The sequence below is a fragment of the Bradyrhizobium iriomotense genome, from assembly GCF_030160715.1.
GTDB lineage: Bacteria > Pseudomonadota > Alphaproteobacteria > Rhizobiales > Xanthobacteraceae > Bradyrhizobium > Bradyrhizobium iriomotense.
The window spans coordinates 161,056-185,549 of sequence record NZ_BSOW01000004.1 but is presented as its reverse complement, the minus strand read 5'-3'; the positions used below and the strand labels follow the sequence as shown (position 1 = coordinate 185,549).

Below are 24,494 nucleotides of genomic sequence, written 5' to 3'. Positions count from 1 at the left end.
GCGAAAGCGGGTGATCCAGTATTCCAGAGACAGTGAGGCTTGAACCGTGAGGCCGCGGCGTACTGGATTCCCCGCCTTCGCGGGGAATGACAGCGGAGTTTGCGGGGCTGTCGCGACCCTACCAATATGCTCCTGTTTTGCCCGACGGGTCAAATGGCGCCGCTGCCAGCGCTAGTCATCTTGCCACCTGCGCAAGTCCTTGATCCGGCTAGCGCCGGCTACTGTGCATGGGGTTGTTTTCGCATTTTTATGCGCAGGCAGCCTCACGCCGCCTGCGACACCACGCGATTGCGGCCGTCGTGCTTGGCGCGGTAGAGCGCCATGTCCGCCCGCTTCAGCACGTCGGCGACGGCCTCGCCCTTCTGCTCCAGCGTGGTCAGGCCGATCGAGATCGTGACCTCGATGCGCTTGGTGCCCTTGTGGACGGAGAACGGCTCGCCGGCGATCGAGCGGCGCAGGCGCTCGGCCACCATGCCGGCGACGTGCAGATCGGTCTCAGGCATCACGATGACGAACTCCTCGCCGCCATAGCGGCAGGCGAGATCGATGCCGCGGATCGATTTGCGCACGCGCACCGCGAATTCGCGCAAGACGTCGTCGCCGGCATCATGCCCGTAATTGTCGTTGATCGACTTGAAATAGTCGATGTCCAGAATCATCAGCGCGAGCGGTTTGCCGCGGGTCGAAGCCTGCTCGGCGAGCGTCCCCAGATGGCTTTCCATGTAGCGGCGATTGTGCAGGCCGGTGAGCGCGTCGGTAATCGCCATCTCGATCGAGTTCTGCACGTTGTCGCGCAGATGATCGGTGTAGCGGCGGCGGCGGATCTGCGTGCGCGCACGCGCGAGCAGCTCGTTCTTGTCGACGGGACGCAACAGATAGTCGTTGACGCCGATCTCGAGCCCGCGGAGCAGCCGCGTGCCACTCTCGGCGTCCGCAATGGCGAGGATTGGCACATGGCGGGTGCGCTCGAGCGAGCGCGCCTGGCTGCACAGCCGCAAGCCGTCGAAATTGTTGAGGTCGAGCGAGACGATCAGCAGGTCGTAATTGCCCTCGGCGGCGTGGAACAGTGCCTCCGTCGGATTGGGCTCGACATCGACGCTGTGCTCGGCCGAAAGCAGCGTCGCCAGCCGCTCATAGGACGACTGCCGGTCGTCGACCAGGAGGATGCGGCCGCCCTTGCCGGTGTCGGCCACAGCGCTGCGCTCGGGCGCCTGCACGCCGATCTCGAGCGAGGTGATGGCGCGCATGCGCAATTCGTCGGTCATCATCTTCAGCCGCGTCAGCGAACGCACGCGCGCGATCAGCACGACGTCCGAGACGGGTTTTGTGAGAAAATCGTCGGCTCCGGCCTCCAGGCCGCGCACGCGATCGGCGGGGCTGTCGAGCGCGGTCACCATCACGACGGGAATGTGGTGCGTCACCGGATCGGTCTTCAGCCGGCGGCAGACCTCGAACCCGTCCATGTCGGGCATCATGACGTCGAGCAGGATGATGTCGCATTCGGCGCGGCGGCAGATCGCCAGCGCTTCACTGCCGTTCGAGGCCGTCATCACGTCGAAATACTCGGCGGAGAGCCGGGCTTCCAGCAGCTTGACGTTGGCAGGGACGTCATCGACGACGAGGATACGCGCGGACACTGAAATTCACTCCCTACCCGATAAAACGCCGGACCGTCTCGATGAACTTGCCGACCGAGATCGGCTTGGAAAGATACGCCTCGCAGCCGCCCTCGCGTATGCGCTCTTCGTCACCCTTCATCGCGAATGCGGTCACGGCGACGACAGGAATATTGCGCAGCTCCGGATCGTCCTTGATCCAGCGCGTGACCTCGAGCCCCGACACCTGCGGCAGCTGGATATCCATCAGCACGAGATCGGGGCGCATCTTGCGAACGAGATCGAGCGCCTCGTAGCCGTTGCTGGTGCCCGAGGTCTGATAGCCGTGCGCCTCCAACAGGTCGCGGAAGAGCTTCATGTTGAGCTCGTTGTCCTCCACGATCAGGACGGTCTTAGCCATCCCGTCCCTCCCACTTGTCAGGAGACCTGTTCGACATGTGACGCCTCAGGCGCCTTCAGCCGGCGCTTCGAAAACTGGATTCAAACTAGCCTCAGATTCGCTCTAGTTTCGTTAAACCGGAGGGCCAACTTTCCGCGATGTGGTTTCCAGTTGCTTGCCCAGGGTCCCAAGACTTCGAGTAGCCAAGACACGATCCCAAGACACGATCCCAAGACTCGGGCATGATGATTCCAAATTAGAGACCGAAAGTTAACGGAAAGGCAAACCGTCCGCTTGAAAAAGCCTGTTCAAAACCCCCGCGAAGTAGCTGAAATCGTTGCGATTCAGGCTTTGTCTTTCGTCGCCGGCGACCCCGAGCGGCTGGGCCTGTTTCTGGCCGAGACCGGCATCGGCCCGGAAACGCTGCGGAACGCGGCTTCCGACCCGAATTTCCTTATCAGCGTGCTCGATTTCGTGCTGCGCGATGACGCAACGGTGAAGGCCTTTGCGAACGCCTCGGAACTCCATCCGACCAACATTGCCGCGGCCCGACAGGTTCTGGGCGACCCGCACTGGGAGCGCGACGTGCCGTGAACGCCCTCGACCCGGCCGGGCCCCGCTGCTTCTGCCGGGATTGTCTGGCCGACCAGGAATCCAATCGAGCCATGTCGGCGCGGCGCTGTTCCGCCTGCGGTTCCCCGCGGCTCGTCCGCCACCGCGCGCTCGCCGCGCTGACGATCGCCCATATCGACTGCGACGCGTTCTACGCGACGGTCGAGAAGCGCGACAATCCCGACATCGCCGACAAGCCCGTGATCATCGGAGGTGGCAAGCGCGGCGTGGTGTCGGCCGCCTGCTACATCGCGCGCACCTTCGGCGTGCGCTCGGCGATGCCAATGTTCAAGGCGTTGGAAGCCTGCCCGCATGCGACCGTGATTCGCCCCGACATGGCCAAATATGTCCGTGTCGGACGCGAGGTGCGCCACGCCATGCAGGCGCTGACGCCTCTGGTCGAGCCGCTCTCGATCGACGAGGCCTTTCTCGATCTCTCCGGCACCGAACGTGTGCACGGCATGATCCCGGCAAAGGTGCTGGCACGCTTTGCCCGCGACGTCGAGCGCGACATCGGCATCACCGTGTCGGTCGGGCTCTCCTGCAACAAGTTTCTGGCCAAGATCGCCTCCGATCTCGACAAGCCGCGCGGCTTTGCGAGCCTCGACCAGGAGGAGGCCCGCCTGATGCTCGCGGAAAAGCCCGTCGGCTTCATCTTCGGCGTGGGGCCGGCGACGCAGGAGCGGCTGGTGCAGCGCGGCTTCCGTATCATCGCCGACCTGCAAAAGGCCGACGAGATCGAGCTGATGCGGCAGTTTCCGAGCGATGGCCGCAGACTCTGGCGGCTCGCGCGCGGCATCGACGATCGCCGCGTCGAGCCTGATCGCGGCGCCAAGACGATTTCCAGCGAGACCACGTTCGAGAGCGACATCCGCGACTTCGCAACGCTTGAGAAGATCTTGTGGCGGCTCTGCGAGAAGACGTCGTCACGGCTCAAGAGCGGCGAGCTTGCGGGCTCGACCATCACGCTGAAGCTGAAGACCGCCGACTTCCGCCAGCGCACCCGATCGCAATCGATCAACGCGCCGACGCAGCTCGCCGCAAAGATCTTTTCGATCTGCCGCGAGATGCTGGCCAAGGAGATCGACGGCACCGCCTTCCGCCTGATGGGCGCCGGCGTCAGCGCACTGCGCGCGGGCTCGGCCGCCGACGACACCGACATGCTCGACCGCCGTGCGGCGCATGCGGAGCGGGCGATGGACGATCTGCGCAAGAAGTTCGGCAGCGCCGCGGTGATCCGCGGCATCGCGTATGACGGGCCGGAGAAGGCGGAGCGGGAGTGAGTGCTTCTAGGCCGTAGGATGGGTGGAGCAAGGGCGAAACCCATCAAGCTTCTATCAAACGACGAAAGGCGATGGGTGTCGCGAAGGGCTGAACCCATCCTATGTCCCCGCCTCAATCCGCGACCGCCACCGCCTCGATCTCGATCAGCCATTCGGGTGCCGCAAGCGCCGACACGCCGACCAGCGTGCTCGCCGGCGGCTCCATGCCTTCGAAGAACGCGGAGCGCGCCTTGCCGATGATGGGACGGAGCTCAGGCTTGTAGCCGACGACGAAGGTCGTGATCTTCACGATGTTGGCGTAGCTCGCGCCGGCGGCCTTCAGCGCGAGGCCAAGGTTCTGCATCACCTGGGTCGTCTGCGCCGCAAGATTGCCTTCGCCGACCACCCGCCCCTCCTCGTCCACCGAGACCTGCCCCGAGATGTAGATGGTGCGCGCGCCGGAGGCCGTGACGACGTGGGAATAGGCCGGATTGTGGTGCAGGCCGCTCGGGCGGAGATGATCGATCTTCGGCATGTGTGCCTCCCTGACGTTTATGATTGGGAGGGAGCGTAGCCCGTCTGGCCCTCGGAACCAACCCACGTGATGCCGGCAGCCCCGTCATCCTCACGTGCGAGCTTTGCGATCCGAACGGATCGCAAGGCGAGCCTCGAAGGATGAACGGCCGAAATAGCGCGGGGGGCCGTCGCCCTTCGAGGGCCGCTTCGCGGCCACCTCAGAGTGACGGTGATGGGATAGGTGCGTGCGGCAACTGTTGCGGAGCAGAGTCCGGCGTGACGGCTTCGCCGTCAATTACAGGGCTTCGTATCCTTCGCGTCGAACTTGCCCATCGCGCCCGAGATGACGAAATCGTTGTAGTCGAGCACCAGCGCGCGGGAGACGCCGTTTTCGTAGAGCTCGAACGACATCGCGTAGACGGGCGTCTGCTCGCCCTCTTTCTGCTGGGCTTCGCGGTCGAAATAGCTGACGGTGACCGGCCAGCGCGTCAGCGACTTCATGTGCTCGTCCGACGTCGCGGGATCGGGCGAGGATGCCGTGCGGTCGGCGGGGATCGGCTGACCGATCACGGTCAGCGTGTTGTAAACCTTCTCGCCATTGTCGGAGCCGTCATAGACGGAGAGCTCGAGCAGCGACTTGCCCTCCTTGGCGGCGGCGATGATGCGCTGGATCTGCTCGGTCGGAAACACCGTCGTGCCGTCGAGGGTGAAATTCTTCGGCACCGGCAGCTTCAATTTGACGTTGATGTGGTCGCCATCGCGCTCGGCCGAGCCATCGACCTGGCTCGAGTCGGTGTCGTTCATCCGCGTCTCGATCTTGAAGCGATAGCTCTTGCCAGTCGCCTCCTCCCAGGAATTGGAGCGGAGGTCGCTGAGCGTGATCTTGCCCTCGCCGCTGTCGAGCTCGGAGACCTGGCGGAATTCCGACGTGTAGCCCTCGCAGGAATTGCCTGCAAAATTGTAGAGGATGCGCCCGCGCGCGCTGTTGATCGAGCTCGTACGCGACTTGACCAGGCTCAGCTCGTACAGGGCCTGGTGCGGGAGGAACGGACCATTCGCGGCCTCAGCCCCGCCAGAAGCGCCAACAGCGACAGCCGCGAGCGCCATGACACCGAGCGACGTCCGGAAAAGGTGCACCATGAATATTCCTTGGGGAAATCGAGATTCGTCATTTTAATGACCGCCGCATTGCGTCGCAACTGCGGCCGCTTCACGGAAAGTTGCGCTTTTTTCCCAGAAAAGCGCTGCCTGGCCTCGGATAGATGCAACCCTGCCGGGCGCCCGGGCCACGGCCTCGCCGCCTTGCATGTCACCGCACAATCGGCGAAACAGGCGCGCCGGCCGGCGTGAGGCCGGACAGAATTTCCAGATGACATCGAGGTCGGAACATGGCGGGCACGGTCGAGCAGAAACTGTCGGAACAGGGCATCAAGCTGCACGAGGCCCCCACCCCCGTGGCCAACTACGTGCCGTTCGTGCGGACCGGCAACCTCCTCTTCGTTTCGGGTCAGGTCTGCTTCGATCCCGCCGGCAAGCTGATCGCCAAGGGCAAGCTCGGGGCCGGCGTCTCGATCGAAGAGGGCGCGGCGGCGGCGCGCGGCTGCGCCATCAACCTCTTGGCGCAGGTCAAGGCTGCGCTCGGCGATCTCGACAAGGTCGTACGCGTCGTGCGGCTCGGCGGTTTCATCAACTCGGCGCCGGATTTCGTCGACGGACCGAAGGTGCTGAACGGCGCCTCCGACCTGATGGTTGCGGCGTTTGGCGACAAGGGCCGCCACGCCCGCACCACCGTCGGTGTCGCCTCGCTGCCGGCCGACGCCGCGGTCGAGGTCGAAGGCCTGTTCGAGGTCGCCTGATCCGGGAGCAAGAGACGTGCGTGCTCCGGAGTGGCTGACGGCGCGGCCGGTCGCTCATCGCGGCCTGCATGACATTTCACGTGGTATCGTCGAGAACATGCCGGGCGCGGTCCAGGCTGCGATCGCGGGCAATTTCGCGATCGAGGTCGACATCCAGCTCTCCGCCGACGGCGAGGCCATGGTGCATCATGACCACGCGCTCGGCCGCCTGACCGAGGGCGACGGCGAGCTGATCGAGAAGACCGCGGCCGAGCTCAGGGCCGTCAAATTCAAGGACACGTCCGAGCGGATGATGTCGCTGTCCGACCTCTGCGCCATGGTCGCCGGGCGTGTTCCGCTGGTGATCGAGGTGAAGAGCCATTTTGGCGGCGACCGCAAGCTAGTGAGGCGGATGGCCGAGGTGCTGGCATCCTATCAAGGCCCTGCGGTGGGCATGTCCTTCGATCCGGACCAGGTGCTGGCGCTACGCGAGCTGTTGCCGTCACGCCCACGCGGCATCGTCGCGCAGCGGACCTATGAGGACGAGTATTGGACGAAGCTGACGCAAGCCCAGCGCGACGGCATGCTGTACATGCGCCACGGCTTTCAAACCCAGCCGCATTTCGTCGCCTTCAAGGTCGACCATCTGCCGGCGCCGGCGCCTTGGATCGCGCGCAACGTGTTCCGTTGCGCCCTGCTCGGCTGGACCGTGCGCACGCCGGAGCAGCGGGCGCGCGCCGGGCAACACGCAGACCAGATGATTTTTGAGGGGTTCGTGCCGTAGGGCACTGCTGTCCGCGTTGTCAACGCAAGCGCAACAACGCATTTACAGCAATTGTTGAAGCACCGAGCCTCCCAGACGTCGTCCTGGCGAAAGCCAGGACGACATTGATGGCGAATTCCTGCCCCTTGAAGTCGCTGCTGCAATGCACGATCTTCTCCATAGGGGTCTTCAAGACACGCGATGGCATCATCTGAAATCACGCTCGAGGCCGTACCTTCCATCGGCGAGGTAGCGCCGGAAGATTGGGACGCCTGCGCCAATCCCGGCAGCGCCTGTAATGGGAGTGGCAGGGGAACCTCGTCCGGGCTGCCAGGCGACTCCATCGCACTCTCAAAACCCGCCTATAACCCCTTTGTTTCCCACGCTTTTTTGTCGGCAGTTGAGAGTTCAGGTTCGGCGACCGCCCGCACCGGCTGGGGACCACGGCATCTCGTTGCCAAGCTCGATGGCCGCGTCGCGGGCGTCGTGCCCTGCTATCTGAAATCGCATAGCCAAGGCGAGTACGTCTTCGACCGCGGCTGGGCGGATGCGTATCAGCGCGCCGGCGGGCGTTACTATCCGAAGCTCCAGGTCTCGGTTCCCTTCACACCGGCAACCGGCCCGCGCCTTCTGATCCGCGAGGGCGTCGATCGCGAGCGCATAGCGGACGCGCTGGCGAGCGGGCTGATCGCGCTGTGCGGGGTGAGCAAGGCCTCCTCGGTGCACGTCACCTTCGCGCGCGAGGCTGAATGGAAACTGCTCGCCGAGCACGGCTTCCTGCAACGGACCGACCAACAGTTCCACTGGCACAACGAGGGCTTTGCGACCTTCGACGATTTCCTCGCGACGCTGAATTCGCGCCACCGCAAATCGATCAAGCGCGAGCGGCGCGACGCGCTTTCCGCCGGCATCACCATCCACTGGCTCACCGGCAGCGAGATCACGGAGGATGCCTGGGACGCATTCTTCGCCTTCTACATGGAGACCGGCTCGCGCAAATGGGGCCGGCCGTATCTGACGCGAGAATTCTTCTCGCTGATCGGCGAGGCCATGAGCAACGACGTGCTCCTGGTCATGGCGCGCCGCAATCACCGCTGGATCGCGGGCGCCATCAACTTCATCGGCTCGGACACGCTGTTCGGCCGCAACTGGGGCGCGATCGAGCATCATCAATTCCTGCATTTCGAGGTCTGCTACTACCAAGCGATCGATTTTGCGATCAAACACGGCCTGAAGCATGTCGAGGCCGGTGCGCAAGGTGAGCACAAGATCGCGCGCGGCTACCTGCCGCGAACGACGCATTCGGCGCATTTCATCGCCGATCCCGGCTTGCGCCGCGCCATCGACGATTACCTCAAGCGCGAACGTGCCTATGTCGCGGAAGCCGGCCGCGAACTCGCCGAGTTGGGCCCGTTCCGCAAGGGCATCGAAGAGGCGCCTTGACGGCTTCTTAGAGGTGATGACAGTAAGGCCGCAACTTCAGGAGCAGCCGCATGACCGCCTATGATCCCAACAATATCTTCGCGAAAATCCTGCGCGGCGAATTCCCCTGCTACAAGGTCTACGAGGACGAGCACGTGCTTGCTTTCCTCGACATCATGCCGCGCTCGCCCGGTCATACGCTCGTCATCCCAAAGGCCCCTGCCCGCAACATCCTCGACATCAGGCCGGACGACTACGCACATGTCGCGCGCGGCGCGCACAAGATCGCCTCAGCCGCGATGAAGGCCTTCGACGCCGACGGCATCACCGTGCAGCAATTCAACGAGCCCGCCGGTGGCCAGGTCGTGTTTCACCTGCACATGCATGTGATGCCGCGCCACGACGGCGTCGCGCTGCTGCCGCCCGCGAGCCGCAAGGAAGACGGCAAGCTGCTGGAAGAGCATGCGGCGCAGCTGATCGCAGCGTTGAAGGCAGGCTAGGTCTCTCCGCTGTCATTGCGAGCGAAACGAAGCAATCCAGACTGTCTCCGCGGAGGCGGCCTGGATTGCTTCGTCGCTTCGCTCCTCGCAATGATGGAGGAGAGAGACTTCACTCCGTCTCGAAATCCCCGGGCTGCGGCGCGGCCAGTGGCGTGAACTCGCAGCGGTCGGGCTTGATGTCGATCAGCGGCGTGTTGTCGATGCAGTCGAGGCCGCGCACCAGGATCGTGTTGCCCTCGATGCCGACCAGCCTGACGATCGAGGTGCCGATCGGATTGGGCCGCACCGGCGAGCGCAGCGAGAAGGTGCCGCGGGTGTTCTGGTTGTTCTTCGGGCTTTGCAGGATGATGTCGCGACGCGAGCGGTCGAGCCAGTAGAGCACTTCGAGATTGCTGTAGAAGTCGACGCCCTTGATCGCCGGCACGAAGGGCTCAAAAATCTCCAGCCGGCACACCGGGCCGTCATTCCGCCCCTGCCGCGGCGTCTCCAGCCGCGAGGTCCAGGGCGTGCGGATCCGGCCGATGAAGACGAGGCCGGCATCCTGCGTCGCCGGCAGCTCGATCGCCACCTCGCCTTCGCGGAGCTCATTTTCGCGAACCATTTTTCCTCTTCCTTGCTGTTCCCTGGGTTTTAGCCCAGCCACCACTTGCCGGCTAGCATGAAGAGCTCGCCGGTGACGACGCCGGCAAAGATCGAGCGACGGGTCAGCATGAAGACGATGAAGCCCGCGACCACCGCGCCATAGCGCAAGACATCGGGCACGCTGGCGAGCGCGCCCGGCGGCTGGACCACGATCTGGGCAATGACGCCGGCCAGGATGGCGGTCGCCACCGCCCTCACCCAGACAAGGAGCTCCGAGCCCTCGTCGATGCCGCCGCCGAACCACAGGCCCAGCATGCGCCATATCTGGTTGGGAATAACGCCGGCCACGAACAGCACGGCAAGCGCATGCCAGTCGCCGATGAAGGCACTCATGCGCGCGCCTCCCGCCAGAAATGGACGCCATAGGCGATGGTGCCCGCCACGACACCGCTGACGAGAATGTCGAGGCCGCTGTTCATCTTCGCAGCCAGCGGATAGAGCACGAGCCCGAGGACCAGCGCGACGATGTCGGCGATCTCGCGGCTGTTGCGCGCGGTCGAGAACAGGAACGATAGCGGCGTGAGCAGCAGGATCGCCGCGCCAAGCGTCTGCGTGAGGTTGGCGGCGAGGAAATAGCCGACGGTATTGGCGGTCAGGCACACCGAGACCAGGCCGCAGCCGAGCCCATGGACGAAAGCAATCCGCCGCTCGCGCGGCACCTGTGGCAGGAAGCGGTGGCATTCGACCCACAGCGTCACAGCGGTGAGATGTGCCGCAAAGATCAGCTCGCGCCGCTTTGTCGTTGGCGTGCGCATCAAGGGCAGGACCGACACCACCATCGGAAACAGCCTGATAGCGCTGACCGTCACGGCGATCGCCGACTGGATGAGCGTCGCGCCGGAGCCGAGCGTTGTGATCAGGATGATCTGCGCCGGCCCCGCCCAGACGAACAGCGTCGAGGCCAGCGCCCAGGCCAGGCTGAAATGCGTGTCATGCGCCAGCGCCCCGATACCCAGATAAGTCACGAACAGCACGATGGTGAGGATGGTCTGCGTGATCGACCGCAGCCCCCACGCAAAGGCGCGAAAGGAGCTGTGCCATTCAGATGAATCGAGCGGAGGAAGCGCCACGGGAGCCGGGTGGGACGAGGAATCGTGACGGCATAACGGGGGATGCTGCGGCGCGCGTCAAGAAAGCGGGCGTCAGGGCTGGCATGCGTGCCCTAGCCACCGATCGTCATTCGGGGGCGCGCCCCCTTGGGCGCGAGCCCGGAATCCATACTCACGATCGTGGTTATGGATTCCGAGCTCGCCGCTTCGCGGCGCCCCGGAATGACGGCGGTAGTTGTTGGGGCCCTACCCAGTCACGCCCCGGTTCCTCAGCACGAAGCAGGCGCCGCCCGCTCTGCGGATGCGGTTGCAGAGATCATCCGCTTCGGGCCGCGTGTCGGCGCCGATGCGCACCTGGTAGAAGGTGCGCGTGCCGCGGCTGCGCATCACCGAGCTGAGCAAGCTCGGGTCGCGGTCGCCGACCACCGAGCTCAGCCGCGTGACCGCACGGGAATACATCGCGAGCGCCTTGTTGCGGTCAAAGCCCGCAGCGAGCTGCACGCCCCAGATCTTTGCGGCAGCAAGCTCGACGTGCTGCTCGAGCCCGGCGACGAATGGGTTGGGCGCACGCTTGAGCAGCGCCATCAGCTCGCGGCAGCTCGTCGGCGGCGCGCTTGGCGGCGTCTTGCCGCCTCGCCCGGCTGCGGCCCAGTCCTCGACCGTCGAGCCGGTGATGGCGACCACATAGTGCCGCGTCTGCTCGGGCATGCCGCCGGTGCCGGCGAGCCATTCCTGGACGCGGCGCGGACCTGCATTGTAGGCAGCCGCCGCAAGCCCGAGATTGCCGAACTGGTTGCGCAGCTCGTTCAGGAACTCCGCCGATTTCGGCAGCGCCTGCACGGGATTGAAGGGATCGAGCAGTCCGCGCTCGCTGGCGGTGCCCGGCATGAACTGCGCGATGCCCTGCGCGCGGTCGCCGCTGCGCGTCACCGGACCCACCGCGTCGCTCTGGAACCGGCTCTCCTGCCAGATCACGCGGGCAAAGAATTCGAGCGGCAGGCTGGCATCGCGCGCGGCCGCCTCGATGATAAGACAGATCGATTCCCGTGTGTCGCTCTCGCGCGCCGCCTCGGCAGGCTTCGCCGGCGGCATCGCGAGCTCCTCGACGCTCGGATGCACGACGCGGCTCGGCGCATCCTCGGCCAATGCCGGCGCGAGCAGCAACAGCGCGGCAGCGGCCTGGCAGAGCACATGTCGGGCTCGTGTCATTGGCAGGGTACCGGCGATATCGGACAAATCGGCCTTGAACTCCAAGGCCCTTGAACTCCAAGGCCCTTGAACTCCAAGGCCAAGCCAACTAGCAACTGGCGGCATAATCAACGCAGGCCGGGGCGGAATGGCTACAATCTATTTTGATCTCGATGGCACGCTGACCGATCCGAAGCCGGGGATCACCCGCTCGATCCAGTATGCGCTGGAACGGCTCGGACAGCATGTCCCGAGCGAGGACGAATTGACCTGGTGCATCGGGCCGCCGCTGCTTGCCAGCCTGAAGAAGCTCACCGGAACCGACGAGCTCGCCAACCGGGCACTGCTGCTGTATCGCGAGCGGTTTTCCGATGTCGGCCTGTTCGAGAACGAGGCGTATGGCGGGATCGAGGAGACCTTGTCCACGCTGTCGGCGACGGGTGCACGCATGTTCGTCGCGACCAGCAAACCGGCCGTCTATGCGAGACGTATCGTCGATCATTTCGGCCTGCGGCGTTATTTCGAGCAGGTGTTCGGCTCCGAGCTCGACGGCACCCGCGTCGACAAGGGCGATCTCCTGAGCTACGCCCTCGACACCGCCAAGGTCGACCCGCAAACGGCTGTCATGATCGGCGACCGCAGCCACGACGTGGTCGGCGCGCGCAGAAACGGCATGACCGCGATCGGCGTGCTCTACGGTTATGGCAGCGAAGCCGAGCTCAGGGACGCCGGCGCGCATCATATCTGCGCCGCGCACCCCGAGGTGCTCGCCCACTGCATGACGCGCGCCGCTTGAACGCCAGCCGCTGCCGGCCTCTCTCGGTGCTCAGCTCGCCGCCGCCGCGATGTCCGCAGGCTCGACGCTGTCGACCGGCCGCCGTCGCGCTCGGACAGCCCGATGACCGCGGTCAGGCCGGCTTTGCGCACGGCCTGCCGCAGCTTCTCGGCCTGTGGGCTGTCGTAGGCGAGCGAATTGTCGAAATAGCGCTGCACGAAGCCGCGGCCGATCGACCAGGCCGGCGAGTCCAGCCAGATATGCCAGGGGTAGCCGGGGATGAACACCTCCGGGAATGCGATCAGCTTCGCACCCTTTTTGGCGGCCTCCTCGATCAGCGCGATCGACTTGCCGATGGACGCGTCGAGGTCGAGCCAGGCCGGTGCCGCCTGCACAACCGCGACCTTGTATTTCGGATGTTCGATGCCCATTCCCGCCTCCATGCTCTCCGGAACAGGGCCGCTTTTCCGTTGATCGCGGCACACGTCCGATGCACTCTATTGGGCCACGGCCGGAAGACGCCTGCTCGACCGATCAGGCCCGATCAGCCATTGCGCGATGTAGAGGCTGCCGCCGGATCAGGAAGGGCTTCTGATCGCCGAGATCGATCTCGGCGCCAGCTTGTCGCCGATCTGGCTGCCGTCGGGGCCGTAGATCGCGGCAAAGCCGCCGCCCGCATGCAGCAGCGCATGCTTGTCCGGGCGGTCGCAGAGCTCGTCGATCATCGCTTGCGAGACGGTCGCGCAGGGCGCAAGCACAAAGCACGAGCCCTCCACCGCATAGACGCGCGAGGCGGCGTTGTTGACCTCTGCTCCCAGCGCGGGAGCGAAGGGATCGTAGAGCGAGAAGCTCGGCCAGGATGCCACGTGCACCTGCTCGTTCTGGGCGTACATCGCGTACTTGGACAGCGGCTGGAGATGCTCCCAGCAGCACAGCGCACCGATACGTCCGATGGCGAGACCATTGCAAAGCGCCGCAAGCTGCGGCCGACCCATGCCGAGCGCACCGTCTATGGCGAGGGCGACGGCAGCGATCTTGCCGTCCACGACCGCGCCGACAGGACATCGTCTGCGACGTCTTCGTCGAGCTCGACTGCAAGTCGGATCTCGGCAGCGCCTTCCGCGGCTCGGTGACGCAAGCCGCGCTTGGACGCGCGGTCTGTTCGGACGTCTGCTCGGACCGCCAGCACGTCTTCCGCACGCCGTCGCGGATCGCCCGCTCGGATCTCGATTTTGTTCTCGTCGCGCTCGGCAATCAGGGGGTCGGCGGCGTGGTGCAGGATGGCCGCGAGACGGTGATCCATCCCGGCGAGTTCGCGCTCTACGACACTACGCGTCCCTATGAGCTGAAATTCGATCACGCCTTCACGCAGACCATCTTCAAGGTGCCGCGCGAGATGCTGCAGCGGCGCTTGGGAGCCACCGAGGCGCTGACCGCGATCTCGTTCGGCGCGGACGCACCGCTGCAAAGGCTCGCCTACGATTTCATCTTCAAGCTTTGCCACAGCGCCGACCAGATCGATCCGCGGCACGCCGTCGCGCTCTCCGAGCAAGCGGTCGATCTCGTCGCGATGGCGCTCAGCGAACGGCTCGGCACGACGTCGCCGCCCTCTTCGACCCATCGCGCCGCCCTGCTCTACCGACTGAAGGCGCATATCCGCAGTCATCTCACTGATCCCGATCTGTCGCTGTCGGACACCGCAGCTGCGCTTCGAATCTCGCCGCGCTATGTCAACGATCTCCTCAGCCAGGAGCACACCTCGTTCCAGTGCTACGTGCTTGCAGAGCGTCTTGCCCAATGCCGACGCGATCTCGCCTCGCCCGCGCTCGCAGGCCGTCAGGTCGGCGAGATTGCGTTCGCCTGGGGCTTCAACGACCTCTCGCATTTCGGCCGCGTCTTTCGCGAGCATTTCGGAATGTCGCCGCGCGACTACCGGCAGAGCCAGTTGCCGCATTAGACAGGTCACGTTCCGCAACCTGACGAATGCGATCGCGGAGCAGTCGCTGACAACGAGGCGCATAGTTAGGGGAACGATTTGATGCCTCGTGCCAGTCTGCCGGCCTGCCCTCCCTCAACGACCGCCCGCCTGCTCCTTATGCTCGCGCGCGACGCCGCCCTGGGGCTGGCGCTGGTGTTCTCTGTTTGCATCTCCTGCTCCATGGCCCAGGGCGGGACCGGCAAGCTTCGGGTAGCGACCCGCATCGTGCCGCCCATGGTCATCGAGAAGAACGGCGTTCTGGGCGGCTTCAGCATCGAGCTCTGGAACGGCATCGGCCAGCGCCTGCACCGCGAGACCGAGTACATCATCACGTCCGATGTCGGCGAGCTGCTTGATGCCGTGCAGAGCGGACGGGCCGATCTCGGGATCTCCGCCATCTCCATCACGTCCGAGCGCGAGGACAGGTTCGACTTCTCTCAACCGATCCTGAATTCGGGCCTGCAGATCCTGGTGCGTGGCACCGCCGCCAATGTCGAGCCCAATCCCCTGAGCGAGTTGATGCAGTTGTTCTTCTCCCGAACTCTTCTGGTCTGGCTGGGCATTGCGCTGCTCCTGATCCTCATTCCGGCCCACCTGATCTTTCTGGTGGAGCGGCATCATCACAACGGCATCATTCCGACCACGCGATATTTTCCGGGAATCTTCCATGCCATGTTCTGGGCCGCGGGCACGCTGGCGACCCAGGCGGATCAAATGCCCCGGCACTGGATCGCCCGCATCGTGGCGGTGCTGTGGATGTTCACGGGCGTGGTGTTCGTGGCCTTCTACACCGCGCAATTGACGGCATCGCTGACGGTCCAGCAGATCAGGGGCCCGATCAACAGTCCGGAGGATCTCGTCGGCAAGAGCGTCGGCACGACGCGGGGAAGCACGGCCACCTTTTATCTGAACGAGGCCAAGGCTCAGGTCCATGAATTCGAGAAAGTCGATGAACTCTACAAGGCGCTGCTGGATCAGGAGATCGACGCGGTCGTCTTCGATTCACCCGCGCTGCTCTATTACGCGACGCATGACGGCAGGGGATTGGCACGGACCGTGGGCCGCGTCTTTCATCGCGAAGACTACGGAATCGTCTTTCCGACCGGCAGCCCGCTGCGCAAGCATGTCAACGAGGCGCTTCTGGCACTGCGCGAAAGCGACGCCTATCAGCGCATCTACGACGAGTGGTTCGGCAAGCACTAAGACGCGATGCGCACAGTCGGCCGCCCGATGCCGCCGATGTGACTGATCGTGAAGCGGGGAGAGATTGCGCCGCCGCAAGGCGAACCTCACCTAAGGCCCGGGTCAGGTTCCATCGGGGAGAACGCAATGCGTCCCGTCTTGCTTTTGAGCCTTCTGATCGCGCTATCGAGTGCGGCCAACGCCGCTCCGGCGCATCGCACGCACCGGCAGCATGTTGCCCCTGCCCCTCGCGTGTACACGGATCCGATGTCGAGCTTCGGCTATGCGCCGCCTCGAGGGCCGGCGCCCTATGCGTATGTGCCAAGCGATCAACCCGATCCGACGGTTGATAGTCCCTACAAGAACTGGGGCGGCTAGCGAACATCGCGTACAGCTGGTCCTTTCGGGAGCTCGCATGCGCGACACGCGTTGACGTGAATCAAGCCGATCTTTGCCGCACGTGCCATCATGCACGCGCGAGGAGTCGATGCGCCGATTTGCCATGAAGGCCCTGTTCACCGCCCTCAGCCTCAACAGAGCGGAGCGGAAGCGGATCGATTGGGATCGGGACGTCCTGATCCTGTCGACGGTAGTGACTGCGGGCCTCATCGTGCTCTATGTCTTCGGCAAGGCGACGTCGCTCTGGTAGGACGGATGACGCGATCCCTTCCTTACGTGCGATCGTCGCCGCACTGTCCACCTCGCCGAGCCACGCGCTGGAAGCCAAGCAGCAGACGGCGGGGGCGAAGGGTGACTGGCGCTCAGCCCGCGCGCCCTCGGCGCAACCTGTGCGTGGCTTAACCAATTGGCATATCTGCCACTTGCCCTCGCGCTCTGGTTGCGCTTGATTGGCGGGGGGGATTTTAGGGGCAGTTCATGCGTATCTTTGGAATTGTGGCGCTCGGCGTCATGCTGGGCGGCTGCGCATCGGTCACGCGCGGCACGACAGAAAATATCGCCATTTCATCAACACCATCCGGCGCCGAGGCCGTGGTTTCCGGACTCGAAGTTCCGACCACCTGCACCACGCCGTGCTCGGTCGTCGCCAAGCGCAACGCCGACATATCCATCACCTTCCAGAAGCCGGGTTACGAGTCGCAGGTCGTACAGCTGCAACGCGACATACCGGGGACGGGAGCTGCGGGCTTTGCCGGAAATCTGCTGCTCGGCGGTATCGTGGGCATGGGCGTCGACGCGGCAACGGGCGCGGCGACCGACCACAAGCCCAATCCCGTCATCGTCACGATGCAGCCCTCGGCTCCGCCGCCGCGGGCGCCGGTTGCGAGAAAGCCGCGCCCGCCGCAGGCACCCGACGCCGGCACCTAACACCGTGCCGCAACGGCGACGAAAAAGGCCGGCTTCGCAGCCGGCCTTCTTCAATTCATGACGCTCCGATCAGACCTTGACCAGCGGCCCCTTGGAGGTCGGCCCCTTGGACGGGCCGCCGGGACCGCCCGGCTTGGACTTGCCTGACGGCGGGCGCTTGCGGGCACCGGGCAGCTTCTCCTGCTTCGGCGTGACCGGGCCCTCGACGAACTCGAAGCCGATCTTGTCCTTGGTCTCGTCGGCCTCGTCCTTGACCAGGACGACGCGGACATGACCGCCGCCCTTGAGCTTGCCGAACAGCACCTCGTCGGCGAGCGGCTTCTTGATGTGCTCCTGGATCACGCGGGCCATCGGCCGCGCGCCCATCTGCTCGTCATAGCCGTTCTTGATCAGCCAGGCCTTGGCCTCCTCGGACAGCTCGATCGTGACGTCGCGGTCGCCGAGCTGGGCCTCGAGCTGGAGCACGAACTTCTCCACCACCATGCCGATCACGTCGGCATTGAGATGCGCGAAGGAGACGATGGCGTCGAGGCGGTTGCGGAATTCCGGCGCGAACTGCCGGTTGATCGCCTCGTGGTCGTCGCCTTCCCGCTTCGAGCGGGTAAAGCCGAACGCCTGCCTGGCGAGATCGGCCGCGCCGGCGTTCGTGGTCATGATCAGGATCACGTTGCGGAAGTTGACCTGCTTGCCGTTGTGATCGGTAAGCCGGCCATGGTCCATGATCTGGAGCAGCACGTTGTAGAGATCGGGGTGCGCCTTCTCGATTTCGTCGAGCAGCACCACGCAATGCGGATGCTGGTCGACGCCGTCGGTGAGCAGGCCGCCCTGGTCGAAGCCGACATAGCCGGGAGGCGCGCCGATCAGGCGCGACACGGTGTGCCGCTCCATGTATTCGGACATATCGAAGCGCAACAGCTCGACGCCGAGGCTGGAGGCAAGCTGCTTTGCGACCTCGGTCTTGCCGACGCCGGTCGGGCCCGAGAACAGGTAGCAGCCGATCGGCTTCTCCGGTTCACGCAGGCCGGCACGCGCCAGCTTGATCGAGGCGGACAGCGACTCGATCGCCTTGTCCTGGCCGAACACGACGCGCTTCAGGGTTTGCTCGAGATGCTTGAGCACCTCGGCATCGTCCTTCGACACGCTCTTCGGCGGGATCCGCGCCATCGAGGCGATCGTGGTCTCGATCTCCTTGATGCCGATCGTCTTCTTGCGCTTGTTCTCGGCAACCAGCATCTGCGCCGCACCGGATTCGTCGATCACGTCGATCGCCTTGTCCGGCAGCTTGCGGTCGTGGATGTAGCGCGAGGAGAGCTGCACCGCCGCTTCAATGGCCTCGTTGGTGTATTTCAGCCGGTGGTAGTCCTCGAAATACGGCTTCAGCCCCTTGAGGATCGCGATCGCGTCCTCGACCGTCGGCTCGTTGATGTCGATCTTCTGGAAGCGCCGCACCAGCGCGCGGTCCTTCTCGAAGTGCTGGCGGTATTCCTTGTAGGTGGTCGAGCCCATGCAGCGGATGGTGCCCGAGGCGAGCGCCGGCTTGAGCAGGTTCGAGGCGTCCATCGCGCCACCCGACGTCGCACCCGCACCGATCACGGTGTGGATCTCGTCGATGAACAGGATGGCGTTGGGATGCGCCTCGAGCTCCTTCAGCACCTGCTTCAGGCGTTCCTCGAAGTCGCCGCGATAGCGCGTGCCCGCGAGCAGCGTGCCCATGTCGAGCGAGAACACGGTCGCAGCCGCCAGAACCTCCGGCACCTCGCTGTCGACGATGCGCTTGGCAAGGCCTTCCGCGATCGCGGTCTTGCCGACACCGGCCTCGCCCACGAACAGCGGGTTGTTCTTCTGCCGGCGGCACAGCACCTGGATGGCGCGGTTGATCTCGGAGTTACGGCCGATCACCGGATCGATCTTGCCGTCGCGCGCCTTCTTGTTGAGGTTGACGCAATAGGTCTCCAGGGCCTCGCCCTTCTTCTTGGAGTCCTCGTTGCCCTTGGTCTCGGTTTCCTCGTCGACGCCGCGAACGGGACGCGCCTCGGAGACGCCCGGCCGCTTGGCGATGCCGTGGCTGATGTAGTTGACCGCATCGTAGCGCGTCATGTCCTGCTCTTGCAGGAAATACGCGGCGTGGCTCTCGCGCTCGGCGAAGATCGCGATCAGAACGTTCGCGCCTGTCACTTCCTCGCGACCGGATGACTGCACGTGAATCACCGCGCGCTGGATCACGCGCTGGAAACCGGCCGTCGGCTTGGCGTCGTCGGCTCCGTCCGTCACCAGATTTTCGAATTCGGTCTCAAGATAGTTCACGAGGCTGGTGCGCAGCTTGTCGAGATCGACGCTGCAGGCCCGCATCACGGCTGCTGCGTCGGAGTCATCGATCAGCGACAGCAGCAAATGTTCGAGCGTCGCGTATTGGTGATGACGCTCATTTGCGATCGCCAGTGCACGATGCAGGGATTGTTCAAGGCTTTGAGAAAAAGTCGGCATTCGCGTCCTCTGTGGCCCCCACCATCATGATCGCCATCGCCCGGTCAGGCAACAACAACCTTTGTCACATATAGGTATACTAGATCGCGGCAAAAGAGCGGTTCCGCGACACTGGACTCACGCGCGGTATTTTCGATGCAAAACCCGTTCCGATTTGGGCGGGGTTGGCGCCAGTCCCCTACTCCCCGCAATTCGCCGGCCATGACGGCCGTGAGGAGAACGAACCGGGTGACACGAACGTCAGAATGCGCAGAACGCGGGACGCGCTACTTCTTTTCCATCACGCATTGCAGGGGGTGCTGGTGCTTGCGGGCAAAATCCATCACCTGCGTGACCTTGGTCTCGGCGATCTCGTAGGTGAAGACGCCGCATTCGCCGATGCCGTGATGGTGGACATGCAGCATGATCTTGGTCGCTGCCTCGATGTCCTTGTTGAAGAACTTCTCCAGCACGAGAACCACGAACTCCATCGGCGTGTAGTCGTCGTTCAGGATCAGCACCCGGTAAAGGTTGGGCCGCTTGGTCTTGGGCTTGACCTTGGTGATGACCGAGGTGCTCGGGCCGGACGGACCATTAGAACGGTTCTCGTCATTGCTCATCCGGGGAGCATAGGCGGCGGCTGACGCGGGCAGATCGAGGCTGGAAGTTAGTTGCGGCATGGCTCAGGCGTTCAAAATCCCCACGGAAGCGATAGCAGCCCGCCCCGCTGCTCCGCCGTCGGAGCCTCGCATAGGCGCGCCGTCTTGTTCGATCGCCGCTCCCGACCGGTCCGGTCCTCACCGGAACGGCATGAGTGAATATGGGCCTGCCCCCGGCCCCCCGCAAGCGTGCAAAGGCTCGACCGATGCGGCCGCGGCGGTCCCGATTCCCGGTCCCCGGCGATCCTGACCAAGGTTAATCAATCCGGACCAATTTGACAAAAAGATCCGATCAACAAGTTTCGCCCATCCTTAATCAGGAACTCGGCGTTAACTTGTCGCCCCTGTTCGCGGGCACGTCGATGCGGACGGCGCTCGGGCAATGGCGACGTCTACATCTCGATCATTCCCTTGGCCAAGACCGTCAACGCGAACCCCATGACTATGGCCAGAGCCGGATCGATGCGCAGCAATCTGAAGGCCACCGAGGCTGCAGAACCGCGCGAGCAGGTCGGACAAGTTCTTCATGCTGACGAGTTCGGCCCAGATCGTAACAACCTTCAACACGATCGGCACGGCACTCCGCAAGCTCTGGGGCTCGCAATAGCCCTCGCGAGCGCTCTCACGAAAAAAGCCCGGCTGATCCAGCCGGGCTTTTCCGATTCCAGGACTTGACGACGAGTTACTGAGCGGCCGGGGTGAACTTCGAGACGATGGTCTCGACCGGCTTGAACGCCTGCTTGGCGAGGTCGTTGTAGAGGCCGGCGATCTTCTGCGTTTCCGCAACGAAGGTCTCGTACGAGGAGCGCGCGAAATCGGTCTGCGCTTCCAGCGCCTTGTCCAGCGACTTCACGCCGGAAAGCTTCTCAACGAAGGACTTGGTGTCCTCGAACGACTTCTTGGTGTAGTCGCCATAGGCGCTGGCGATCGCCTGGAGGCCGTGCTGCACCGAGGTCGCGGAGGCGACGCACTGCTCGAACTGCTCTTTCCCGTAGTTCTGAAAGTCTTCAACCTTGAACATCTTGGAATCCTTTTTCCCTGGCTCTCGTCCGGAAGCCTGGATTTTCAAAACCTCGGGGCCACCTGACGCTGCCCATAATTAGTGCAACGCACAAAAAAGTCAAGAATCTTTGTGCGACGCACAATAATGCATGCAACTTGAAGTGATTCCCAGGTATCTACGCAAGGGTTCCTTAAGGTTTTGGAAACCGAGCGCCCCTACCCTGATTCCCTGGACGTGTTCAGCTTCCGACAGGCGGTCAAAAGCCGTTTGCGAACATCGCCTTAGCCAGAACAGCGGCTTGAGCTTCGATCGCTGGCGATCAGCGCCTGCGGTTTGGCGGCTCAAGCAGGTCATGGTCCCGGATCTGGAGGGCACAATTTTGCCTCACGAGCCGGTGATCCAGTCAGAAACGGGGACGGGGTTTCATGCTTCGTAAGAACTGGTCTTCCTCGCGCATGGCGCGGGCTGGAGTCTTCGGGCTTCTTACAGTCATCACCGCGGTCATCGTCACCAGCGATGCTGCCGAAGCGCGCCGCCATCGCGGCCGGCACTACGCTCACCGCGTGCATCGCGACTCCGGCGAGAGCTACAGTCCGCAGTTCGCCTCGATCATCGTCGACGGCAACACCGGCGCGGTGCTCCAGTCGACGAGCCCGGACGGGCTGCGTCATCCCGCCTCCCTCACCAAGATCATGACGCTCTATTTGCTGTTCGAGCGCCTGGACTCCGGCAAAATGAAGCTCGACACCGAAATGCCGGTGTCCCAGCACGCCGCCGACCAGGATCCGACCAAGCTCAACCTGCGTCCGGGCCAGACCATCCGCGTCGAGGACGCGATCAAGGGTCTCGTCACCCGTTCCGCCAACGACGCGGCCGTCGTGATCGCGGAAGCGATCGGCGGCGATGAAGACGATTTCGCGCAGATGATGACGCGCAAGGCGCGCGCGCTCGGCATGTCCAAGACCGTCTACCGCAACGCCTCAGGCCTGCCGAACGACGAACAGGTCACGACCGCCCGCGACCAGGCCACGCTCGGCCGCGCGATCCAGGATCGTTTCCCACGCTACTATCGCTACTTCTCCACCGCTTCGTTCAATTTCCGTGGACAGTCGATCCGCAACCACAATCATCTGCTCGGCAGCGTCGAGGGCATCGACGGCATCAAGACCGGCTACACCCGCGCGTCGGGCTTCAATCTCGTGAGCTCACTGCACCGCGGCAACCGCTTCCTGGTCGGCGTGGTCCTGGGCGGCCGCAGCGGCGGCTCGCGCGACGCCATCATGCGCAACCTGCTCGCGGAGAACCTCGAGAAGGGCGCCGGCACCCGCACCGTGGCAGCAATCTCCGAGCGCAATGGCGCCGACACCAACACCGACGTCGCCGATGCATCGGACACCCCGACGCGTCCCGCTCCTCAGGTTCAGGCGGCCGCGGCCCCCGCTCCCGAAGCGCCCGCGCCGCGCCCGGCCTCGCGCCTCGCCACGCTTGCCGCCGCCACCGCGGCGATGCCGCCGGCCGCCAAGCCGGAGCCCAAGGCAGTCGAGTCCAAGGTTGAACCCGCGCCGCTGACCAATGGCGTGATCTCGAGCCAGCCGCTCTCGATCATTCCGGGCTCGTCCGAGCCGATGAAGCCGGTCAAGGTGAGGACGGTTCAGGTCAAAGCCGGCAGCGTGAAGGTCGCTTCCGCCGCCCCGTCGCAACCGGCACCGCCGATCACCAACACGATCTCCGGCGCGCGTGCCGAAGTCGCGGAAACCTCCGGCGCCGTCGTCGCCAAGGCCGACATCGTCAACAAGCCGGACGTCGTCGCCAGGCCTGAAATCGTCAAGCCTGAAGTTGCCCGCAGCGAGCTGCCGCCGCAGCCGCCTGGCTTTGGCACCGGCAACGGCATCCTCGGCGTCCTGCCGGCGTCCGGCGCCGCCGCGCCCGCGCCTGCCGCAAAACTTGCCTCGGCCGAGCCGGCCCCGCAACCGATCCAGATGAGCGCGACGACCAGGCCGGTGGTCACGCATAGCGGCTGGATCGTTCAGGTCGGCGCACTGGAGAGCGAGAACGAGGCGCAGCAGCGCATCGAAGCCGCCCGCAGTTCGGCTCGCGGCCTGCTCAGCAAGGCCGACCCCTTCACTGAGGTCGTTGCCAAGGACAATCGCAAGCTGTTCCGCGCCCGCTTCGCCGGACTTGAGCGCGACCAGGCGGAAGCCGTCTGCCGCGCGCTGAAGCGCGCCGACATTTCCTGCATCACCGTCCGCAACTGACGGCGACCAAATCGATCTGGTCCCAATGCCCGCGCCTCGTGCGCGGGCATCGTCGTTTCAGGCAAGCGCGAAGACTGTTTCGCAACAACCTCTCGTCAACGATTTACGGTTAAGATTTTGCTCAAGGGATCGACCACGCCGACAAATGGCGGGCGACATCGGGGCGACGGCAGACAGAGCAATACGGAGCTGACGCGGTACGGGCGTTTGTAGCGTTGGTTGCCGGAGTTAGCCGTTATGCGTACGAAGCAAAGTATCCTTGGCCTCGTTTACCCGGGCAGCGAGATACGTCGAGCCCCCCTGGTCGGGATGCAGTTTCTTCATCAGAGTCTTGTGGGCCCGGCCGATCTCGTCGCGCCCCGCTCCCGGCCGCAGGCCAAGGATCTGATAGGCTTCCTCCGCCGTCATTTTGCCGCTCGGCGCCGCGCGGCTCTGCCGCCCTGCCGCATCGCCCTGCGCGTTCTGACGCCAGGCGGGAAACCGGCGGTCCAGATAGCTTTCGAGTAACGCGACGCTCTCCGCGTCGAAAGCGGGGCACATCGCAAGCAGCGCGGCAAGATCGAACTCGTCGAGCGAACGCCCGGCGTAAGGTCCGGCGACGATCTCGCCTGCAAGCTGGCCGGAATCGTGGTCCAGCCGCATGTCCAGAAACTGCGAGCGGACGCGCGAGGTCCGCCCCGACGAGCGCGTCGCGCCACCAAACAGCCCGCCAATATTGCCGAAGCCGGAGTTCGCGAGCGGCGTCCAGCCGAGCAGGCCCGCACCGAAGATGCCGAGCGGGATAGCGACCGCCAGTTCGCCTCGCAGGCCCGTGAAGGCCGCGACCGCCAGCGCCACGACCCCGCCGCCGACCTTGATGGCGCGCGCGAGCACCGCCGGATTGGCGGAACGGAACATCTGCAGCAGCAGGTACAGGGTAACGACGGCGACAGCGCCTGCGATCAGGGTCGGCATGCCTCCGAATATAGTCCGCCTCGTCGCAAAATGCATGGAGGTCGTCCCGAACACGAGAAGTTCGTTTGTTGCGGGCGCTCCTTCTTCGGATAGTCAGGCGAACGAAGCGCACAAG

26 protein-coding genes and 4 pseudogenes are annotated in these 24,494 nt (G+C 64.4%); 15 read left to right on the top strand and 15 right to left on the bottom strand.

The annotated features are described in order from the left end of the window. Positions 1-263: 263 nt before the first annotated feature. Both QQL28_RS07460 and QQL28_RS07455 read right to left on the bottom strand, forming a co-directional pair. Entirely contained in the window at positions 264-1,637 is a 1,374-nt protein-coding gene (locus tag QQL28_RS07460) for a PleD family two-component system response regulator (protein ID WP_284262897.1), read from the bottom strand. Positions 1,638-1,650: 13 nt separating this feature from the next. Beyond that, positions 1,651-2,016, bottom strand: a complete 366-nt coding sequence (locus QQL28_RS07455) for a response regulator (RefSeq protein ID WP_027523000.1) — start codon at positions 2,014-2,016, stop codon at positions 1,651-1,653. A 273-nt stretch (positions 2,017-2,289) separates the two neighbouring features. Between QQL28_RS07455 and QQL28_RS07450 the strand changes: the two genes are divergently transcribed. Next, complete coding sequence (locus QQL28_RS07450) at positions 2,290-2,589, top strand: DUF3572 domain-containing protein (protein WP_284262889.1); 300 nt, start codon at positions 2,290-2,292, stop codon at positions 2,587-2,589. Then, complete coding sequence (locus tag QQL28_RS07445; protein ID WP_284262887.1) at positions 2,586-3,890, top strand: DNA polymerase IV; 1,305 nt, start codon at positions 2,586-2,588, stop codon at positions 3,888-3,890. The genes QQL28_RS07450 and QQL28_RS07445 overlap by 4 nt, the downstream gene beginning before the upstream one ends. Positions 3,891-4,002: 112 nt before the next feature. Here the strand turns inward: QQL28_RS07445 and QQL28_RS07440 are convergent, their stop codons facing one another. Next, on the bottom strand, positions 4,003-4,404 hold the full coding sequence (locus QQL28_RS07440; RefSeq protein ID WP_284262885.1) for a RidA family protein: 402 nt from the start codon (positions 4,402-4,404) through the stop codon (positions 4,003-4,005). Between the two features lie 272 nt (positions 4,405-4,676). Beyond that, entirely contained in the window at positions 4,677-5,525 is an 849-nt protein-coding gene (locus QQL28_RS07435; protein WP_284262883.1) for a cell envelope integrity EipB family protein, read from the bottom strand. Positions 5,526-5,773: 248 nt separating this feature from the next. On the opposite strand from QQL28_RS07435, the gene QQL28_RS07430 reads away from it, so the two are divergent. Both QQL28_RS07430 and QQL28_RS07425 read left to right on the top strand, forming a co-directional pair. Then, positions 5,774-6,241, top strand: coding sequence for a RidA family protein (locus QQL28_RS07430; RefSeq protein WP_284262881.1), 468 nt, complete (start codon positions 5,774-5,776; stop codon positions 6,239-6,241). A 16-nt stretch (positions 6,242-6,257) separates the two neighbouring features. Next, complete coding sequence (locus QQL28_RS07425) at positions 6,258-7,004, top strand: glycerophosphodiester phosphodiesterase (RefSeq protein WP_284262879.1); 747 nt, start codon at positions 6,258-6,260, stop codon at positions 7,002-7,004. A 19-nt stretch (positions 7,005-7,023) separates the two neighbouring features. Here QQL28_RS07425 and QQL28_RS07420 read toward each other — a convergent pair whose 3' ends face one another. Further along, positions 7,024-7,164: a hypothetical protein gene (locus QQL28_RS07420; protein ID WP_284262877.1), complete on the bottom strand. Its 141-nt coding sequence runs from the start codon at positions 7,162-7,164 to the stop codon at positions 7,024-7,026. Positions 7,165-7,184: 20 nt separating this feature from the next. Between QQL28_RS07420 and QQL28_RS07415 the strand changes: the two genes are divergently transcribed. Then, positions 7,185-8,426, top strand: a complete 1,242-nt coding sequence (locus QQL28_RS07415) for a GNAT family N-acetyltransferase (protein WP_284262875.1) — start codon at positions 7,185-7,187, stop codon at positions 8,424-8,426. 50 nt (positions 8,427-8,476) lie between these two features. After that, positions 8,477-8,905 (top strand): HIT family protein, encoded by a 429-nt coding sequence (locus tag QQL28_RS07410; RefSeq protein WP_284262873.1) that lies wholly within the window; start codon positions 8,477-8,479, stop codon positions 8,903-8,905. Between the two features lie 109 nt (positions 8,906-9,014). On the opposite strand, the gene tsaA is transcribed toward QQL28_RS07410, so the two are convergent. From tsaA to QQL28_RS07390, 4 genes are all read right to left on the bottom strand, one after another. Then, the gene (gene tsaA / locus QQL28_RS07405; protein WP_284262871.1) at positions 9,015-9,506 is read right to left on the bottom strand and encodes a tRNA (N6-threonylcarbamoyladenosine(37)-N6)-methyltransferase TrmO; all 492 of its coding nucleotides are present in this window, start codon (positions 9,504-9,506) and stop codon (positions 9,015-9,017) included. 29 nt (positions 9,507-9,535) lie between these two features. After that, positions 9,536-9,880: an AzlD domain-containing protein gene (locus tag QQL28_RS07400; protein WP_284262869.1), complete on the bottom strand. Its 345-nt coding sequence runs from the start codon at positions 9,878-9,880 to the stop codon at positions 9,536-9,538. Continuing rightward, positions 9,877-10,617 (bottom strand): AzlC family ABC transporter permease, encoded by a 741-nt coding sequence (locus QQL28_RS07395; protein WP_284262868.1) that lies wholly within the window; start codon positions 10,615-10,617, stop codon positions 9,877-9,879. Before QQL28_RS07395 ends, QQL28_RS07400 begins: the two co-directional genes overlap by 4 nt. Before the next feature lie 225 nt (positions 10,618-10,842). Then, positions 10,843-11,805: a lytic transglycosylase domain-containing protein gene (locus QQL28_RS07390; RefSeq protein ID WP_284262866.1), complete on the bottom strand. Its 963-nt coding sequence runs from the start codon at positions 11,803-11,805 to the stop codon at positions 10,843-10,845. Positions 11,806-11,932: 127 nt separating this feature from the next. On the opposite strand from QQL28_RS07390, the gene QQL28_RS07385 reads away from it, so the two are divergent. Further along, the gene (locus QQL28_RS07385; RefSeq protein WP_284262864.1) at positions 11,933-12,580 is read left to right on the top strand and encodes an HAD family hydrolase; all 648 of its coding nucleotides are present in this window, start codon (positions 11,933-11,935) and stop codon (positions 12,578-12,580) included. 77 nt (positions 12,581-12,657) lie between these two features. Here QQL28_RS07385 and QQL28_RS07380 read toward each other — a convergent pair. Further along, a pseudogene (locus QQL28_RS07380) lies at positions 12,658-12,990 on the bottom strand (nitrilase-related carbon-nitrogen hydrolase); the annotation flags it as partial. Between the two features lie 180 nt (positions 12,991-13,170). Then, positions 13,171-13,512: pseudogene (locus QQL28_RS07375) on the bottom strand (nitrilase-related carbon-nitrogen hydrolase); the annotation flags it as partial. On the opposite strand from QQL28_RS07375, the pseudogene QQL28_RS07370 reads away from it, so the two are divergent. The 6 genes and pseudogenes from QQL28_RS07370 to QQL28_RS07345 all read left to right on the top strand — a co-directional run. Beyond that, positions 13,510-13,617, top strand: a pseudogene (locus tag QQL28_RS07370) (carbon-nitrogen hydrolase family protein); the annotation flags it as partial. The pseudogenes QQL28_RS07375 and QQL28_RS07370 sit on opposite strands and share 3 nt — an antisense overlap. After that, positions 13,617-14,516, top strand: a pseudogene (locus QQL28_RS07365) (AraC-like ligand-binding domain-containing protein); the annotation flags it as partial. The pseudogenes QQL28_RS07370 and QQL28_RS07365, both read left to right, overlap by 1 nt. Before the next feature lie 81 nt (positions 14,517-14,597). Next, the gene (locus QQL28_RS07360; RefSeq protein ID WP_284262863.1) at positions 14,598-15,740 is read left to right on the top strand and encodes a transporter substrate-binding domain-containing protein; all 1,143 of its coding nucleotides are present in this window, start codon (positions 14,598-14,600) and stop codon (positions 15,738-15,740) included. A gap of 126 nt (positions 15,741-15,866) precedes the next feature. Continuing rightward, on the top strand, positions 15,867-16,097 hold the full coding sequence (locus QQL28_RS07355) for a hypothetical protein (RefSeq protein ID WP_284262861.1): 231 nt from the start codon (positions 15,867-15,869) through the stop codon (positions 16,095-16,097). A gap of 109 nt (positions 16,098-16,206) precedes the next feature. Next, complete coding sequence (locus QQL28_RS07350) at positions 16,207-16,368, top strand: hypothetical protein (RefSeq protein WP_284262859.1); 162 nt, start codon at positions 16,207-16,209, stop codon at positions 16,366-16,368. Between the two features lie 227 nt (positions 16,369-16,595). Beyond that, positions 16,596-17,045 (top strand): PEGA domain-containing protein, encoded by a 450-nt coding sequence (locus QQL28_RS07345; protein ID WP_284262857.1) that lies wholly within the window; start codon positions 16,596-16,598, stop codon positions 17,043-17,045. A 69-nt stretch (positions 17,046-17,114) separates the two neighbouring features. On the opposite strand, the gene clpA is transcribed toward QQL28_RS07345, so the two are convergent. Together clpA and clpS are read right to left on the bottom strand one after the other, a co-directional pair. Further along, positions 17,115-19,529 (bottom strand): ATP-dependent Clp protease ATP-binding subunit ClpA, encoded by a 2,415-nt coding sequence (gene clpA / locus QQL28_RS07340; RefSeq protein WP_284262855.1) that lies wholly within the window; start codon positions 19,527-19,529, stop codon positions 17,115-17,117. Positions 19,530-19,795: 266 nt separating this feature from the next. Next, complete coding sequence (gene clpS, locus QQL28_RS07335) at positions 19,796-20,128, bottom strand: ATP-dependent Clp protease adapter ClpS (protein ID WP_027523020.1); 333 nt, start codon at positions 20,126-20,128, stop codon at positions 19,796-19,798. Between the two features lie 450 nt (positions 20,129-20,578). Between clpS and QQL28_RS07330 the strand changes: the two genes are divergently transcribed. Then, complete coding sequence (locus QQL28_RS07330; protein ID WP_284262854.1) at positions 20,579-20,842, top strand: hypothetical protein; 264 nt, start codon at positions 20,579-20,581, stop codon at positions 20,840-20,842. A gap of 7 nt (positions 20,843-20,849) precedes the next feature. Here QQL28_RS07330 and QQL28_RS07325 read toward each other — a convergent pair whose 3' ends face one another. Further along, entirely contained in the window at positions 20,850-21,188 is a 339-nt protein-coding gene (locus QQL28_RS07325; RefSeq protein WP_284262852.1) for a phasin family protein, read from the bottom strand. Between the two features lie 407 nt (positions 21,189-21,595). Here QQL28_RS07325 and QQL28_RS07320 point away from each other — a divergent pair, with 407 nt between their 5' ends. Further along, on the top strand, positions 21,596-23,425 hold the full coding sequence (locus QQL28_RS07320; protein ID WP_284262850.1) for a D-alanyl-D-alanine carboxypeptidase: 1,830 nt from the start codon (positions 21,596-21,598) through the stop codon (positions 23,423-23,425). 228 nt (positions 23,426-23,653) lie between these two features. Here the strand turns inward: QQL28_RS07320 and QQL28_RS07315 are convergent, their stop codons facing one another. Then, on the bottom strand, positions 23,654-24,379 hold the full coding sequence (locus tag QQL28_RS07315) for a DnaJ domain-containing protein (RefSeq protein ID WP_284262848.1): 726 nt from the start codon (positions 24,377-24,379) through the stop codon (positions 23,654-23,656). Positions 24,380-24,494 lie beyond the last annotated feature (115 nt).